Here is an 11,935-nt window from a genome sequence, read left to right on the forward strand (position 1 = left end):
GCAAGCGGATTAACTTTTCGTTTTTACAAAGGCACCTTTACCACTGCCAAGCGGTACGGCTCCGCTGAACGGTTTGTCGTCAATAGCATCGTGGGTGCGTAACGCTTCCGGACGTAGCCAACGCTGTACGCGAGACGGCATATCAAGCCCAATAAGCAGGATCACGACAAACGTCAGGCTGAAAGAGAGCGATGCCAGCGCAGTGCCCAGATCCAGACGTTGAGCGATCAGCGCTCCCAGGATCGGCGCCAGCGCGCCGCCGAGCGCGCCGACGTTATAAGTAAAGCCCAGCCCCGCCGCGCGCTGATCGGTATCGAAGTAACCGCCGATCAGTTTCGGCAGAATCCCGGCAATCCCCTGCCCCAACATCTGTTGGAAAAACAGTAGCAGACCCAGAACCCAGACGTTTGTGCCGCCAATCGCAAAGACCGGAATAATGAGGATTTGCGAGGCCAGCAGGCTACAGACATATGCTTTACGCGTTCCCAGCCAGTCGCCAAGAAAACCGCCTACGCAGCAACCAACCGCCGCGCCAAATCCGCTAAAGAACAGGACATTCGCCACCGTATGCGGATCGTAGGCCAGCTCGGTTTTCAGATAAGTGGGTAATAGCGCCTGAATCGGCCAGGAATAGAGGAAAGCAAACAGTACCACCAGCATCAGCATGACGCCAGTGGGCCAGCGTTTACCGCTGCTCTGCACCATAAAGCTGATAAAGATAACCGCGCACAGTAGTCCCAGCCCCGCCACAATCGCAGCATTTTGTAGGTTACCGGCAAAACAGAACCACAGCGCAGCGGCGGCGGCGAAAGTCATTAAAATGTTGATGATGCGATGTTCGCCCCGATAAAGAATGTCGACCATCGTACGTACCGGCGCTTTACCCGCGTGTTTCTCTTTCCAGTCTTCCGCTTCCGGAATGTTTTTTCGCAGCCAGAGAGCGAAGATAATTGGCAAAATGCCAATGAAAAACAGCGCGCGCCAGCCCCAGACAGGCACCACCAGGCTGTACACCTGCGCGGCAACGACCGCGCCGACGGAGAAGCCGGAAATCAGAAAACCGCTGGCTTTATTGCGTAAATGTTTTGGCCAGCTTTCAATCACATAGGTCGCGCTGGAACCATATTCGCCCGCCATGCCCATACCAATCACCAGTCGGGCGATGAACATGGTGGTGTAACCGGGCGCAAACCCGCAGGCCAGGGTTCCCACCGAAAACAGAATGATGCTGCTGACCATCGCCAGACGACGCCCATAGCGATCGCCCATCGCGCCCAGTAATAACCCGCCGAACCAGCGAGAGATAAAAGCCGCAGAAATCAGGCTTGCCGCCTGTACCGTCGTCAGCCCAAATTCGCTTTGTACCTCAGTCAGTACAAGAGCAATCAACACAAAATCAAAACCATCAAGCAGGTATCCCAGCCAGGCAGCGGAAAATGCCCGCCACTGCGCCCGGTTGAGATGGCGATACCACGGGATGTTTTGGGTAGAAGTACTCATTTTACTCTCCCGACGATTTTTGTTGTCGTTATGCCGAATGGCGGCTCCGCCTTATCCGGCCTACCGCTCACACTGTTGTAGGCCGGGCAAGCGTAGCGCCCCCGGCATTATGCTGTTACGCCTTTTCTTCCATCAGTTGTTGAGCCAGCGCCTTGAGCGCCGGCAGGTATTTTTCATCAACAGGCGCGAACGGTTTACGACACAGCGGCACCGATACCACGTCCATATAATGCAGGACCGTTTTCAGGCCGCGGAATACGCCGGTTTTAATCAGTAAATCAATAACCTTATTGCACTCGGTTTGCAGACGCTGCGCTTTCGCCACATCGCCCTCACGTAATGCCTGCACAATCCCCTGATAACGCCAGCCCATAATGTTGTATGTGCTGCCGATACCGCCGTCCGCGCCCGCCAGCAGGCCGGAAGCGAAGATTTCGTCATAACCGTTGTACAGCACCAGATCCGGATGCGCGCGGCGGATCTGCTCCATCTGGAAGAGATCGCCGGAGGTTTGCTTCAGCGCACTCACGCCCGGTAATGTCACCAGCGTATTGATCTGATCGAGGGTAAGTTTTACACCGCTTAACGCCGGAATGTTGTATACCACCATCGGCAATCCATCTGCGGAATCAATGATTGCCCGATAATGGTCACAGTGCTCTTCAAAACTGAAAGGGTAATAAAAAGGCGTCACCGCAGAGACCGCATCAAAACCGTAACGCTTTGCGGCGCTGGCAAGCTGCTGGCTTTCTGCGGTGCTTACCGTCCCGACATGGGCGATCAACGTGATTTTTCCCTTCGCCTCTTCGGCGACAATCTCCAGTACCTGCTCTCTTTCAGCAAGGCTCTGTACGAATGCTTCCCCGGTGGAACCGCCAACGTACAGCCCGTCGATACCCTGCCCGATGTTAAAACGCACCAGACGGCGCAGGCTTTCGCTATCCAGTTGCTGCTGATGATCAAATGGGGTCAACAACGCCGCCATTACGCCTTGCAATGCTTTTGCCATACCTACCTCTACGGATGATGAATATATTAACTACCTACCTTTATACCTGTTATACCAGATCAAATAAGCAGCAAATAATACAGAACGCTTATAGTGCGATCTGCTTCACTAAACCGGGATCGGAGGTGCGATCGCTACCGCATTTTTTGACTTTTTTTACCGAGCGCGTGCCAGGTAGCGGAAACGCTATTGAGGTGGGTTTGCAGAGCGCGATCCGCTTTATCGGGATCTCGCTGGCGAATGGCATCAACAATCACAATATGCTGTTGATAACTCAAGTTATTATGTTCATGCAGCTCACGATCGGGAACGCTTGGGCGAGCGGCGATTAGCCAGTCCAGCAGAGCAACATGAATAGCCATAAAGATCGGATTGCCGGGAATTTCAGCCAGCACCCTGTGAAACTCGACATCCGAACGAATAAACAGCGCGTTGTCATCCAGCGACTGGCTATTAATTTCCAGTGCTTTCGTTAACAACGCGATCTGCTCGTCGGTGGCATGTTCCGCCGCATAGCGTACCAGGCTGGATTCAAAGAAAAGCCGTAGCTGTTCAAAGTGAGCGATGCCGCCAGGATGAGTAAGAAAATCTTTCGCCATACCCGACAGTTCGCTGATGATGGTATCAGCAGAGGGGCGCGAGACGCGGGCGCGTTCGCCGTTATTGATTTGCACCAGGCCTTTACGCTTCAGCGCAGCTAACGCTTCACGCACAGAGGGACGTCCCACATTGAAGAAGGCCATTAATTCACGTTCAGACGGTAGCTGTTCTCCCTCGCCAAACTCATGACGGCGGATCATCTGCTCCAGCTCTTCCTCAACCATTTCAGACAGTTTTTTACGCGCCAGCGGACGGCGGCGCAAACTACGCCCGAGGGATGTCGGTGAATCTTCTGCTTGCGAATCAAATGCGTTCATAACGTCCATTCATGAGTGGTCGGTGGCAAATAATAGCAAGCTTATCGTAACACAGCTTCAAAAGCAGGGTGAACCCGCGAGGAGACCAAACAAAACAGGCCCTTCCGGGCCTGTTGATTATTTTACTACGCGTAGCGCCGGACGTCCGCCACGCGGCGGAGGCGGCTCGTCATCAGGACTACTGTCGTCATCGTGGTCGGGCTTATCGCCATCAATGACGGACATCACGGTCTCGCTTTCCGCGCCTGCGGTATTGTCATCATCATTTAAGCTGACAACGTCTTCATCATAGGCGGCTTCAGGCTCAAACATGGTGCCTGCGCCGTTTTCACGGGCGTAAATCGCCAGCACCGCAGCCAAAGGCACAGAAACCTGACGGGGAACGCCGCCGAAGCGCGCATTAAAACGCACTTCATCATTAGACAGCTCCAGATTACCTACCGCCCGCGGCGCAATATTGAGGACGATTTGCCCATCACGCGCATATTCCATAGGGACATGCACGCCAGGCAGCATCACATCCACCACCAGATGCGGAGTCAACTGGTTATCCAGCAACCACTCGTAGAAAGCACGCAACAGATAAGGACGACGCGGCGTCAACTGTGACAAATCCATACAGGTTAACCCCGACCGAGGCGCATTTCACGTTCAGCTTCGGTTAAAGAAGCCAGGAAAGAATCACGTTCAAAGACGCGGGTCATATAGCCTTTCAGCTCTTTCGCCCCTGCGCCGCTGAATTCGATACCCAACTGCGGTAAACGCCACAGGAGAGGCGCCAGGTAGCAATCAACCAGGCTGAATTCGTCGCTCAGGAAATACGGTTTCTGACCAAATACCGGCGCAATCGCCAGCAGCTCTTCACGCAGTTGTTTACGCGCAGAGTCGGCCTCGGAAGCAGACCCGTTTACGATGACGTTCATCAGCGTATACCAGTCTTTTTCAATACGGTGCATGTACAGACGGCTTTCACCGCGCGCGACCGGATAAACCGGCATCAGCGGCGGATGAGGGAAACGCTCATCCAGATATTCCATAATGATGCGAGATTCCCACAGGGTCAGCTCACGATCCACCAGTGTCGGAACGCTTTGATTCGGGTTGAGGTCAATCAGATCCTGAGGTGGATTGTCCTTTTCCACATGTTCGATCTCAAAACTAACACCCTTTTCAGCCAACACAATGCGGACCTGATGGCTATAGATGTCAGTAGGACCAGAAAACAGCGTCATTACCGAACGTTTGTTGGCAGCGACAGCCATGAAAACCTCCAGGTATATTCAGAATTTTTACTGCTACCAGCCACAATGTGACCAGCCAGATGTTATGTCACCCAGGGCGAAAAAAGCCATCATTGCTCAGAAACGAGACAAAAAATGAACATTCCCCGCTATTTGGGCAGAAAATTGGATGATAGTTTACCAGATTTTGTGACCTTTGTGGTGAGTCGATTCTGGAATTGGGGAAAAAGAGACAACAATCCGCATTTCATCGTGACAGATAAATGCATTGCCCATAAAAAAACCCGCCGAAGCGGGTTTTTCGCTAATAGTTGTCTGCCGAAGCAGAAACCCATTAACGTTTGGAGAACTGCGGACGACGACGTGCTTTACGCAGGCCGACTTTCTTACGTTCAACCTGACGAGCGTCACGAGTAACGAAGCCAGCTTTACGCAGTTCGCCACGCAGGGACTCGTCGTACTCCATCAGAGCGCGGGTGATACCGTGACGGATCGCACCAGCCTGACCAGAGATACCACCACCTTTAACAGTGATGTACAGATCCAGTTTCTCAACCATGTCGACCAGTTCCAGCGGCTGACGAACTACCATGCGGGCAGTTTCACGACCGAAGTACTGTTCCAGAGAACGTTGGTTGATAACGATTTTACCGTTGCCCGGTTTGATGAAAACGCGAGCTGCGGAACTTTTGCGGCGACCAGTGCCGTAGTATTGATTTTCAGCCATTGCCTATAATCCCGATTAGATGTCAAGAACTTGCGGTTGCTGTGCCGCGTGGTTGTGCTCGTTGCCCGCGTAAACTTTCAGTTTACGGAACATAGCACGACCCAGCGGGCCTTTTGGCAGCATGCCTTTAACCGCGATTTCAATCACACGCTCAGGACGGCGGGCAATCATCTCTTCAAAGGTCGCTTGTTTGATACCACCGATGTGGCCGGTGTGGTGATAGTACACTTTGTCAGTACGCTTGTTGCCGGTTACAGCAACTTTGTCAGCGTTCAGAACGATGATGTAATCACCGGTATCTACGTGCGGAGTGTATTCCGCTTTGTGCTTACCGCGCAGGCGACGAGCCAGTTCAGTAGCCAGACGGCCCAGAGTTTTACCGGTCGCGTCAACAACATACCAGTCGCGTTTTACGGTTTCTGGTTTAGCTGTAAAAGTTTTCATTAAAAGCTTACCCAAATAAATAAGTTACACGTTGGTGAACACCCAAACGTTTTAAATAGTTGAGGTTCACACGACAAAGTCCGGTAAACCTACCCCCTCGGATATGTTTGGCCGGCACAGAGAAAGTTTGGGAAAAAACTCTCTTGTAACGTGGGGTCGCAGGATTATAGAGAAGTCCAGGTCAAAGATCGACCCCTTTTTGCGATTTGCCGTGGGTTTTGTTCAGGCCTGGTTCACCCTCCGGTAGGGGAGGTTGCACAGATATGATACCGCACAATGCCGGGGCGCTGCGCTTGTCCGGCTTACGGCATATGCTCCCGCTTGAGGTACTCCGCACTCTGCATCTCTTGCAGGCGCGACAGACAGCGCTGAAATTCAAACTTGAGGCGCTCCCCCTGATAAATCTCATATAACGGCGCGGCGGCGCTGACCACCAGCTTAACGTGGCGCTCGTAAAACTCATCCACCAGCGCAATAAAGCGGCGCGCTTCGTTCTCCATCAGCGGCGTCATGACCGGCACGTCAAACAGCAGAACCGTGTGAAATAACCTTGAGAGCGCAATGTAATCATGCTGGCTGCGGGCCTCGACGCACAGCGTAGCGAAAGAGACCGCTAGCGTTTGGTTTTCAACGCCCAGGGTGGATAAAGGGCGATGATTGATTTCCAGCGTCGGAGCGTGCTCGCGCGCGCCCCCCGCTAACGCCAGCCACAGTTTATCCATTTGCCGCCGGGTTTCATCATTAAGCGGCGTTAGCCATAAATGGGCCTGCGTCAGCGTCCGCAGTCGGTAATCGACGCCGGCGTCCACATTCATAATGTCGCAGTGCTGTTTAATGGCATCGATAGCCGGCAGGAAGCGGGCGCGTTGCAAACCGTTGCGGTAGAGTTCATCCGGCGGAATATTGGAGGTCGCGACCAGCGTAATGCCGCGTGCAAACAGCGCTTTCATTAAACCGCCCAGCAGCATGGCGTCGGTAATATCGGTGACGAAAAACTCATCGAAACACAGTACGTCCGTCTCGGTTTTAAACCGATCGGCAATAATGTCTAACGGATCGATCTGTCCCTGTAACGCGGTAAGCTCTTCATGCACGCGCAGCATAAACCGATGAAAATGCAGGCGTAGTTTTCGCTCGCCCGGCAGGCTGTGGTAGAAGAGATCCATGAGCCAGGTTTTGCCGCGCCCCACGCCCCCCCACATATACAGCCCGCGAACCGGTATTTGCGCGTCCGGTTCGTTTTTGCCTAATAATTTCCCCAGTCGCGCTATCAGACCGCCGGGTGGCGTAGCCGACGATTTTTTCGCGGTGAGCGCCTGATAAAGGGTTTCCAGACGGTCGACCGCCTCTTTCTGTACGTCGTCAGGCTGATGGGTGCCTTCGTTGAGTGCCTGGAGATAACGCGATGTAGGGGAAAGGCTTTGCATAATGTTATTGTTATTCCTTGAAAATCGATGTGCCGTCGCTCACGGCTGACGAAAAAAAGGCCGTTCTACACTACGCGATATGCTGTCGGGATTCCACTTCTACGGAATTAGCGGTTATAGTGGCATAATCAGGCGCGGGCATGGAGCCTGGAGCCAACACCCTACGGAAACATAAGACAACGGGAGATGTTCATGACCTGGGAATATGCGCTAATTGGATTAGTCGTCGGTATCATCATTGGTGCCGTGGCCATGCGTTTTGGTAATCGTAAGTTACGTCAACAGCAGGCATTGCAGTACGAACTGGAAAAAAACAAAGCTGAGCTGGAAGAGTACCGTGAAGAGCTGGTTAGCCACTTTGCTCGCAGCGCGGAACTGCTGGATACCATGGCGCATGATTACCGCCAGCTGTATCAGCATATGGCGAAAAGCTCCAGCAGCCTGCTGCCGGAAATGTCTGCGGAGTCGAATCCGTTCCGTAACCGTCTGGCGGAGTCTGAGGCGAGCAACGATCAGGCGCCAGTACAAATGCCACGTGATTATTCTGAAGGCGCGTCTGGCCTGTTACGTAGCGGCGCAAAGCGCGATTAATCGCACGCCGTTAAGAAATTTATCGGGCGCATCGCTTGCGCCCTCTCTCTATCTTTCCTGTCCCAGCTATTATCATTGTTACCAGGCTGAAAATTCAATAACATCAATCTGTTTTGAATTGTCTATCCGTTCATTCAAGGTACGAGAGCAGCATCCATGAAAAAACACACCCAGCTGTTAAGTGCATTAGCGTTAAGTGTCGGATTAACTCTTTCGGCACCGTTTCCAGCCCTTGCATCGATACCAGGCCAGGTGCCAGGCCAGGCGACGCTGCCAAGCCTTGCCCCTATGCTGGAGAAAGTGCTGCCTGCTGTCGTCAGCGTAAAAGTCGAGGGAACCGCCGCCCAGAGCCAAAAAGTGCCGGAGGAGTTTAAAAAATTCTTTGGCGAGGATCTGCCAGACCAGCCGTCCCAGCCGTTTGAAGGACTCGGTTCGGGGGTGATTATCGATGCCGCGAAAGGCTATGTATTAACCAATAATCATGTGATTAATCAGGCACAGAAGATCAGTATTCAACTGAATGACGGACGCGAATTCGACGCGAAGCTGATCGGCGGCGACGACCAGAGCGATATCGCTCTGTTACAAATTCAGAATCCCAGCAAGTTAACGCAAATTGCCATCGCCGATTCCGACAAACTCCGCGTCGGCGATTTCGCCGTGGCGGTCGGTAATCCGTTTGGCCTTGGGCAAACCGCCACCTCCGGGATTATTTCAGCGCTGGGACGCAGCGGGCTTAATCTGGAAGGGCTTGAGAACTTTATTCAAACCGATGCCTCTATTAACCGCGGCAACTCCGGCGGCGCGCTGCTTAACCTGAACGGCGAGCTGATCGGGATTAATACCGCGATCCTCGCGCCAGGGGGCGGGAGCATCGGCATTGGCTTTGCTATTCCTTCCAATATGGCGCAGACGCTGGCGCAGCAGTTGATTCAGTTCGGCGAAATCAAACGCGGATTGCTGGGAATTAAAGGCACTGAAATGACCGCTGATATTGCCAAGGCATTCAAACTGAACGTTCAGCGTGGCGCTTTTGTCAGCGAGGTTTTACCCAATTCAGGTTCGGCGAAGGCCGGGGTGAAATCCGGAGACGTGATTATCAGTCTTAACGGTAAACCGCTGAATAGCTTTGCCGAACTGCGTTCACGTATCGCCACCACCGAACCGGGCACGAAAGTGAAGCTGGGCCTGCTGCGCGATGGTAAGCCGCTGGAGGTGGAAGTCACGCTGGATTCCAATACCTCTTCTTCCGCCAGCGCCGAAATGATCGCCCCGGCGTTGCAAGGCGCGACGTTGAGCGACGGCCAGCTGAAAGACGGGACGAAAGGCGTTAAGGTTGATAGCGTCGAAAAAAGCAGTCCTGCCGCGCAGGCCGGTTTGCAAAAAGATGATGTTATCATCGGCGTTAATCGCGATCGCATCAGTTCTATCGCCGAAATGCGCAAAGTGATGGCGGCAAAACCGTCCATCATTGCTCTTCAGGTAGTACGCGGCAACGAGAACATTTATCTATTGCTGCGCTAATCCTGTCTTAAACCGGGCATCAGCCTGCGATGTGATGTCCGGTTAACTCATGGTATGCTGCTGCCGTTCCCTTTTTTAACGACGCCTCCATCATGTTTGTGAAGCTCTTACGTTCGGTCGCAATAGGTTTAATTGTCGGCGCTATTCTGTTGGCCGTCATGCCTTCTTTGCGCAAAATTAATCCTATCGCCGTCCCGCAATTCGACAGTACCGATGAGACGCCAGCCAGTTATAATTTTGCGGTTCGCCGCGCCGCGCCTGCCGTCGTCAATGTCTATAACCGCAGTATGAACAGTACCGCGCATAATCAACTGGAGATCCGCACGCTGGGTTCCGGCGTGATCATGGATCAACGCGGTTATATTATTACCAACAAGCACGTGATTAACGATGCCGATCAGATTATCGTCGCGCTACAGGATGGCCGCGTCTTTGAAGCGCTACTGGTTGGCTCCGATTCGCTTACCGACCTGGCGGTGCTGAAGATCAACGCCACTGGCGGGCTGCCTACCATCCCGATTAATACAAAGCGTACACCGCATATTGGCGACGTCGTACTGGCTATCGGCAACCCATATAATCTGGGACAGACCATCACCCAGGGGATCATCAGCGCAACGGGTCGTATCGGCCTGAACCCGACGGGGCGACAGAATTTTCTCCAGACCGACGCCTCGATTAACCACGGTAATTCCGGCGGCGCGCTGGTCAACTCGTTAGGCGAACTGATGGGGATCAACACCCTCTCTTTTGATAAGAGTAACGATGGCGAAACGCCGGAAGGCCTTGGTTTTGCGATTCCCTTCCAGCTAGCCACGAAAATTATGGATAAGCTTATCCGCGACGGTCGCGTGATTCGCGGCTATATCGGTATTGGCGGACGAGAAATCGCGCCGCTGCACGCGCAGCAGGGTAGCGGCATGGACCCGATTCAGGGCATTGTCGTTAATGAAGTGACGCCAAACGGCCCCGCCGCGCTTGCCGGTATTCAGGTTAATGATTTGATTATTTCGGTCAATAATAAACCCGCTGTGTCCGCGCTGGAGACGATGGATCAGGTGGCGGAAATCCGCCCGGGCTCCGTCATTCCGGTCGTGGTAATGCGGGATGATAAGCAGCTCACGTTCCAGGTGACGGTGCAGGAATACCCGGCGTCGAACTAAAACGACGCGGCTTTTGCCCGCGTCGTTCGACGGCTAGTCAATGAAGACTGGCCCTGCCGGAAAATGCGCCAGGAAACTCGTGAAGATCAGCAGAGCGGGGAGACTTTTCTCCCCGACGGCCTCTTCACGCAGCGCCTTATCCAGTGTAAGCAGGCTGTGCTCCCCCCCTTCCCCCAGAATGCCGCCCATCCAGAGCAGTCGTTGCGCCTGTTGACGCGCATACTGCGATGCGCTTTTCCAGGCGACCAGATGCAGCAACGTTTGTAACAGCAGGATCCGAGACGCGTGACCATCGCGTTGTAATCGCCTGAATACGGGTAATGCAATACTACGTACCGTCGAGAAACCGCTCGCCGCCTCCCCCTCAATCGGCGATAAACCAACAGCCGCCTGTTTGACGAAATCGCATAACTGATTGTGTGTTAATGGCCGCTCGCCTGCGCTCATATACCCTGCGGCAAAACAGAGTAACCCGATACCCTGAGCCCAATCGGTTGATGGCAGAATCCCCTGCGGAACATTCGGTGCCGACGTCTGTGCGGCACAAAGCCCCTCGTCGTAACACTGTGCAAAACGTTGCTCATATATTGCTGAGTTGACGCCAGACCACGGCAGCAAATGCAGCGCTGGCTCAAGCTCAGTTATCTGATTCACCGTCTCAACAACATAACGCAAGATGGTTTCTCTGGATGGCATGGATGTACCTTGCCGAAACGCAACCATTTCACTCATTACTGTGTCCTCATTTTGCGGGAGCAGAATCACTGCTCCCGATTAGATTGGATTACATCGCCAGCACGTACTTGAGCATCACGCCCGCCGCTATGGCCGAGCCAATCACCCCGGCCACGTTCGGCCCCATCGCATGCATCAGCAGGAAGTTCTGCGGGTCCGACTCCAGGCCCACTTTGTTCGATACGCGGGCCGCCATCGGCACCGCCGACACCCCCGCCGAACCGATAAGCGGGTTGATTTTGTTCTTACTGCACAGGTTCATCAGCTTCGCCATCAGTACCCCGGCCGCCGTCCCAATCCCGAACGCAATCACCCCCAGCAGCAGAATGCCCAGCGTCTGCGGCTGCAAAAACTTATCCGCGACCAGCTTCGCGCCCACCGACAGCCCGAGGAAGATGGTGACGATATTAATCAGCCCGTTCTGTACCGTGTCGCTCAGACGCTCCACCACGCCGCTTTCACGCATCAGATTGCCAAAGCAGAACATCCCCAGCAGCGGCGCGGCGTCCGGCAGCAGCAGCGCCACCAGCAGTAACAGCACCACCGGGAAGAGGATTTTTTCCCGCTTGCTGACGGTGCGCAGCTGCACCATGCGGATTTTCCGCTCCGTCTCCGTGGTCAGCGCCTTCATAATCGGCGGCTGGATTAACGGCACCA

13 protein-coding genes are annotated in these 11,935 nt (G+C 53.8%); 3 read left to right on the forward strand and 10 right to left on the reverse strand.

Annotated elements, in window-relative coordinates:
• Nucleotides 1-9 precede the first annotated feature (9 nt).
• The 8 genes from nanT to zapE form a co-directional block, all read right to left on the reverse strand.
• Nucleotides 10-1,500 (reverse strand): sialic acid transporter NanT, encoded by a 1,491-nt coding sequence (gene nanT / locus ABVM99_RS07430; RefSeq protein ID WP_000108071.1) that lies wholly within the window; start codon nt 1,498-1,500, stop codon nt 10-12.
• Nucleotides 1,501-1,615: 115 nt separating this feature from the next.
• Nucleotides 1,616-2,509 (reverse strand): N-acetylneuraminate lyase, encoded by an 894-nt coding sequence (nanA, locus tag ABVM99_RS07435; RefSeq protein WP_001029667.1) that lies wholly within the window; start codon nt 2,507-2,509, stop codon nt 1,616-1,618.
• Between the two features lie 134 nt (nt 2,510-2,643).
• Nucleotides 2,644-3,435: a transcriptional regulator NanR gene (nanR, locus tag ABVM99_RS07440; protein WP_000382923.1), complete on the reverse strand. Its 792-nt coding sequence runs from the start codon at nt 3,433-3,435 to the stop codon at nt 2,644-2,646.
• Nucleotides 3,436-3,543: 108 nt separating this feature from the next.
• Nucleotides 3,544-4,044, reverse strand: a complete 501-nt coding sequence (sspB, locus tag ABVM99_RS07445; protein WP_000366112.1) for a ClpXP protease specificity-enhancing factor — start codon at nt 4,042-4,044, stop codon at nt 3,544-3,546.
• 5 nt (nt 4,045-4,049) lie between these two features.
• A complete protein-coding gene (gene sspA, locus ABVM99_RS07450; protein ID WP_000257298.1) occupies nt 4,050-4,688 on the reverse strand; it encodes a stringent starvation protein SspA in 639 nt (212 codons plus the stop codon).
• Between the two features lie 313 nt (nt 4,689-5,001).
• A complete protein-coding gene (gene rpsI, locus ABVM99_RS07455) occupies nt 5,002-5,394 on the reverse strand; it encodes a 30S ribosomal protein S9 (protein ID WP_000829815.1) in 393 nt (130 codons plus the stop codon).
• Between the two features lie 15 nt (nt 5,395-5,409).
• Nucleotides 5,410-5,838: a 50S ribosomal protein L13 gene (gene rplM, locus ABVM99_RS07460; RefSeq protein WP_000847559.1), complete on the reverse strand. Its 429-nt coding sequence runs from the start codon at nt 5,836-5,838 to the stop codon at nt 5,410-5,412.
• Nucleotides 5,839-6,140: 302 nt separating this feature from the next.
• Entirely contained in the window at nt 6,141-7,265 is a 1,125-nt protein-coding gene (zapE, locus tag ABVM99_RS07465; RefSeq protein ID WP_023181583.1) for a cell division protein ZapE, read from the reverse strand.
• A 192-nt stretch (nt 7,266-7,457) separates the two neighbouring features.
• Between zapE and zapG the strand changes: the two genes are divergently transcribed.
• The 3 genes from zapG (at nt 7,458) to degS (ending at nt 10,543) form a co-directional block, all read left to right on the forward strand.
• Complete coding sequence (gene zapG / locus ABVM99_RS07470) at nt 7,458-7,856, forward strand: Z-ring associated protein ZapG (RefSeq protein WP_001519074.1); 399 nt, start codon at nt 7,458-7,460, stop codon at nt 7,854-7,856.
• A gap of 156 nt (nt 7,857-8,012) precedes the next feature.
• Nucleotides 8,013-9,380, forward strand: a complete 1,368-nt coding sequence (degQ, locus tag ABVM99_RS07475) for a serine endoprotease DegQ (RefSeq protein ID WP_000716690.1) — start codon at nt 8,013-8,015, stop codon at nt 9,378-9,380.
• A 92-nt stretch (nt 9,381-9,472) separates the two neighbouring features.
• Nucleotides 9,473-10,543, forward strand: a complete 1,071-nt coding sequence (degS, locus tag ABVM99_RS07480; protein WP_000497705.1) for an outer membrane-stress sensor serine endopeptidase DegS — start codon at nt 9,473-9,475, stop codon at nt 10,541-10,543.
• Between the two features lie 33 nt (nt 10,544-10,576).
• Here the strand turns inward: degS and ABVM99_RS07485 are convergent, their stop codons facing one another.
• On the reverse strand, nt 10,577-11,308 hold the full coding sequence (locus ABVM99_RS07485) for a triphosphoribosyl-dephospho-CoA synthase (protein ID WP_023195702.1): 732 nt from the start codon (nt 11,306-11,308) through the stop codon (nt 10,577-10,579).
• A 19-nt stretch (nt 11,309-11,327) separates the two neighbouring features.
• Nucleotides 11,328-11,935, reverse strand: a 608-nt coding sequence (locus tag ABVM99_RS07490) for a sodium ion-translocating decarboxylase subunit beta (RefSeq protein ID WP_139142179.1), incomplete at its 5' end; no start/stop codon positions are given.

The organism is Salmonella sp. SJTUF15591, assembly GCF_043356435.1.
Lineage (GTDB): Bacteria > Pseudomonadota > Gammaproteobacteria > Enterobacterales > Enterobacteriaceae > Salmonella > Salmonella enterica.

Excerpts from the sequence above, each read along its gene's own strand:
- nanT (WP_000108071.1), bottom strand. The coding sequence starts at position 1,500 with ATGAGTACTTCTACCCAAAACATCCCGTGGTATCGCCATCTCAACCGG.
- nanA (WP_001029667.1), bottom strand. The coding sequence starts at position 2,509 with ATGGCAAAAGCATTGCAAGGCGTAATGGCGGCGTTGTTGACCCCATTT.
- nanR (WP_000382923.1), bottom strand. The coding sequence starts at position 3,435 with ATGGACGTTATGAACGCATTTGATTCGCAAGCAGAAGATTCACCGACA.
- sspB (WP_000366112.1), bottom strand. The coding sequence starts at position 4,044 with ATGGATTTGTCACAGTTGACGCCGCGTCGTCCTTATCTGTTGCGTGCT.
- sspA (WP_000257298.1), bottom strand. The coding sequence starts at position 4,688 with ATGGCTGTCGCTGCCAACAAACGTTCGGTAATGACGCTGTTTTCTGGT.
- rpsI (WP_000829815.1), bottom strand. The coding sequence starts at position 5,394 with ATGGCTGAAAATCAATACTACGGCACTGGTCGCCGCAAAAGTTCCGCA.
- rplM (WP_000847559.1), bottom strand. The coding sequence starts at position 5,838 with ATGAAAACTTTTACAGCTAAACCAGAAACCGTAAAACGCGACTGGTAT.
- zapE (WP_023181583.1), bottom strand. The coding sequence starts at position 7,265 with ATGCAAAGCCTTTCCCCTACATCGCGTTATCTCCAGGCACTCAACGAA.
- zapG (WP_001519074.1), top strand. The coding sequence starts at position 7,458 with ATGACCTGGGAATATGCGCTAATTGGATTAGTCGTCGGTATCATCATT.
- degQ (WP_000716690.1), top strand. The coding sequence starts at position 8,013 with ATGAAAAAACACACCCAGCTGTTAAGTGCATTAGCGTTAAGTGTCGGA.
- degS (WP_000497705.1), top strand. The coding sequence starts at position 9,473 with ATGTTTGTGAAGCTCTTACGTTCGGTCGCAATAGGTTTAATTGTCGGC.